A 3,415-nucleotide genomic window follows, 5' to 3' on the forward strand; every position below is an offset into this window, starting at 1 on the left:
CCGTTCCACACCGCCGGGCGTGTGGCCCGTACCGGCGGGTGTGCGGCGGGGCGTTCACCGGGCCTCCACGGCGGTGCACTGCCACTGCCCGGCCGGGCCGCGCTGCTCCAGCCGGAAGGCCACCATGTGGTGGCGCCGGCCGAGGTCGACCCGCACGCAGGCCTCGACCGCGTCGGGTGAGGGCGAGCGGTCGTGGACCGGGCCGAGCCGGGGCCGGTCGGCGGGGCCGCCGCGGCGCAGCGCGCCGGCCCGGACCAGCGAGGCGAGCTGCCCGTAGCCGTCCAGGCTGGTGTGCCGCATCAGCTGGCCGGAGGGCCGGGCGCCGGTGAGCACCTCGACCAGCTGGCGGGCGAACCGGGCGGCCAAGGCTCCGGAGCCCGGCCCGGCGTTCGGCCCCGAGCCCGGCCCGGGGGCGCCGGTGCAGGCGGCGCGCGGGTGGCGCGGGCGGCGGCCGGCCGGCTCGCAGCCGCCGGCGTCACGCGGACGGCGGTACGGGCGGGCGGCGGGGTGGGCGCTGTACCGGACGGTCACGGGGTGGCTCCTCGGCTGGGTGGTGCGGGTACGGACGGGTCCAGGCTGGGGGCGTCCCGCGCGGGGCGGCAACGGGTTTCCGGGGCGGCCGGGACGGGCCGCCGAGTTCACCTATCCGGGGGAACCGGCCTGTGCGGCGCCGGGCCGGAGGGGCCGTCCGACGGCGCCCGGTTGACGTGCGGGGACGGGCCGTACGGTCCAAAAGGGGACGCTCCGGCTGGGCGGACCGGGTGGCGGCGCCCGGCCGCCGCATTGCGCCGTACGGGCGCGGCGCGCACCATCGGAGCCTGACCGGGAGCGGACCGCCGGGCTCCCACGACGAGGGACGGCCGGTATGACGACACGGGTGGCGGCCCCGGCGGCCGCGGGCACCGCCCCGCCCGCCGGCGAGGGCGTGCCGCGGTACGGCGTGGTGCTGGGCGGCGGCGGGATGCTCGGCGCGGCCTGGACGGTCGGCGCGCTGTGCGCCGTCGAGGAGGCCACCGGGCGGCAGCCGGGCGGGGCCGACGTCCTGCTGGGCACCTCGGCGGGTGCGATCCTCGCCGCGATGCTGGCCGGCGGCGTGCGCCCCGAGCAGCTGCGCGACCACCAGCGCGGCCTGCCGATCACCGAGGGGCCGCTGGCCGGGGCGGCCTTCGACTACGACACCGCCGTCGGTGGCGCGCTGCCGCCCCGCCCCCGGGCCGGGATCGGCTCGCCCGGCCTGCTGCGGGATGCCGTCCGGCACCCGCGCGAGTACCCGCTGCTGACCATGGTCTCGGCGATCGCGCCGCACGGCCGCGGTTCGCTGGCGCCGGTCGGCGAGCTGGTGCGCGGCCTGCTCGGCGACGGGGGAGGGCCGGAGCCCGGCGGCGGGGGATCGCCGCTGCGGGTGGTGGCCGTGGACTACCGCAGCGGCCGCCGGGTGGTCTTCGGCGACCCGGACGCCCCGGCCGTCCCGGTGCCCGACGCGGTGATGGCCTCCTGCGCGATCCCCGGCTGGTTCGCGCCGGTGCGGCTGGACGGCTCGGCGTACGTGGACGGCGGCTGCTGGTCCGCCACCAACGCCGACCTGATGCTCGGCCGGGGGCTGGACGAGGTGTACGTGCTCGCCCCGATGGCCCTGCGGCTGGACCCGAGGCCGGGGCGGGCCGGGCGGCGGGGCCGGGAGGACCGGGAGGGGCAGGGCGGCCGGGAGGGCCGGCTCGGGGGCGGCCGCGACACCCTGGCCGCCCTGCGCGAGTGGCGCGCCCGGGACCGTCCGCGCGGCGTGCTCGCCCAGCTGGTGAGCCGCTACCGCCACGCCGTCACCCGGCAGCTGCTGCGCGAGGCCGCCCAGCTGCGGGCCGAGGGCGTCCGGGTGCGGCTGCTCGCGCCGACCCTGGCGGACCTCGCGGTGATGGGCCCGAACATGATGGACCCGGCCCGCCGCGGCGCCGTCCTGGAGAGCGCCCTGCGCACCAGCCGGGAGGCGCTCCGGGCCTAGCGCGGCGCCGGCGCGGGCCCGGCGCGGGCACCGTACGGGTCCGGCCGCGGGCGTCCGCCCCCGGACCAGGGGTGATCACGGGCGGCCCGGCGGCGCTTATTCTTGGGGCGCTGGAGACTGTGCTGCTGGACGAACCCCGCTGGACGAACCGGAGAGTGCCCCCGATGCGCGTGTACGTGCCCACCACCCTGGCCGGCCTGGCGGCGGCGCACGAGGGCGGCGCCCTGGACCAGTCCGCCGCGTACGCGGTGACGCCCGCGCTGCGCGAGTGGTACGTCAGCGACGACCTGGAGGAGCTGGAGTACGCGGCGCTGAACCGGGCCGCCCAGTCCTCGCTGCGGCTGCTGGCCGCCGACCCGGGGGCCCCGCGCCGCCGGGTGGTGGTGGCGCTGGACGTGGCGGACGGGTCGGTGCGGCCGTTCCCCGGCGACGAGTACCAGGACCAGGCCTCGCTCGGCCGGGTGGTGCTGGCCGGCCCGGTGCGGCTGGCCAAGGCGGCCGCGGTGCACGCCGACGTGTCCGACGACGAGGTGGTCACGGACGTCGCGGCGGCGGTGGCGGCGGTGGCCGCGGCCGACGCCGGCGACCAGGACGCCCAGTTCACCGTGGACGGCGCCGAGGACCACGACCTGCTCTGGTTCGCGACCCAGGAGATCCCCTCCCTGCTCGGGTGAGTTCCGCCCTACCGGCGTGTCACCCGGCCGGGTTACCGTTTCACCCCGTGCGCACTCACATCGTTTGGGACTGGAACGGCACGCTCTTCCACGACATGGAGGCCGTGCTCGGGGCGAGCAACGCCGCGTTCGCGACCATCGGCGTCGGGCCGATGACGCTCCAGGAGTACCGCGAGCAGTACGAGATCCCGATCCCCCGCTTCTACCAGCGCCTGCTCGGCCGGACGCCCTCCGCGGAGGAGTGGCTGAGGCTCGACGACGCGTTCCACGACCGCTACCGGGAGCTCAGTCCGTCCTGCGGGCTGACCGAGGGCGTGCGCGAGCTGTTGGACGGCTGGCGGGAGGCCGGGAACAGCCAGTCGCTGCTGTCGATGTACGAGCACGACAAGCTGGTGCCGCTGGTCGACACCTTCGGCCTGAGCAGCGGTTTCCTGCGGGTGGACGGCCGCAGCGGCCCGTCCGGCGGCCAGAAGGCGGAGCACCTGACCCGGCACCTGGCCGCGCTGGGCGAGCGGGTGGACCCGGCCCGTACGGTGCTGATCGGCGACGCCGCGGACGACGCCCTGGCGGCGCTGGGCGCGGGCGCCCACGCGGTGCTCTACACCGGCGGTTCGCACACCCGGGAGAAGCTGGAGCCGGTCGGCGTCCCGGTGGTGGACAGCCTGGCCGAGGCGGTCGAGCTGGCGGGCCGGATCACGGGCTGAATCCCGGGCCCGTCCGGAACGGGCGGGACGGGATACCGGCG

General features: G+C 78.3%; 4 protein-coding genes. 3 read left to right on the forward strand and 1 reads right to left on the reverse strand.

What is annotated here, in order from left to right; all coding sequences use genetic code 11:
• Positions 1 to 54 precede the first annotated feature (54 nt).
• Entirely contained in the window at positions 55 to 531 is a 477-nt protein-coding gene (locus ACFU7Z_RS37825) for an Rv3235 family protein (protein WP_375877380.1), read from the reverse strand.
• Positions 532 to 865: 334 nt separating this feature from the next.
• On the opposite strand from ACFU7Z_RS37825, the gene ACFU7Z_RS37830 reads away from it, so the two are divergent.
• From ACFU7Z_RS37830 to ACFU7Z_RS37840, 3 genes are all read left to right on the forward strand, one after another.
• Positions 866 to 1,996, forward strand: coding sequence for a patatin-like phospholipase family protein (locus ACFU7Z_RS37830; RefSeq protein WP_380782634.1), 1,131 nt, complete (start codon positions 866 to 868; stop codon positions 1,994 to 1,996).
• A 164-nt stretch (positions 1,997 to 2,160) separates the two neighbouring features.
• Positions 2,161 to 2,670: a DUF6912 family protein gene (locus ACFU7Z_RS37835; protein ID WP_049653861.1), complete on the forward strand. Its 510-nt coding sequence runs from the start codon at positions 2,161 to 2,163 to the stop codon at positions 2,668 to 2,670.
• Positions 2,671 to 2,717: 47 nt separating this feature from the next.
• The gene (locus ACFU7Z_RS37840) at positions 2,718 to 3,374 is read left to right on the forward strand and encodes an HAD family hydrolase (RefSeq protein WP_074005011.1); all 657 of its coding nucleotides are present in this window, start codon (positions 2,718 to 2,720) and stop codon (positions 3,372 to 3,374) included.
• The last annotated feature ends 41 nt before the right edge of the window (positions 3,375 to 3,415 follow it).

Origin of the sequence: Kitasatospora sp. NPDC057518, from assembly GCF_042802075.1 — a bacterium.
In the GTDB taxonomy this organism is placed as follows: Bacteria; Actinomycetota; Actinomycetes; order Streptomycetales; family Streptomycetaceae; genus Kitasatospora.

What these genes read in the sequence shown, in the direction of transcription:
- ACFU7Z_RS37830 (WP_380782634.1), top strand. Translation starts at nt 866, where the DNA reads ATGACGACACGGGTGGCGGCCCCGGCGGCCGCGGGCACCGCCCCGCCC.
- ACFU7Z_RS37835 (WP_049653861.1), top strand. Translation starts at nt 2,161, where the DNA reads ATGCGCGTGTACGTGCCCACCACCCTGGCCGGCCTGGCGGCGGCGCAC.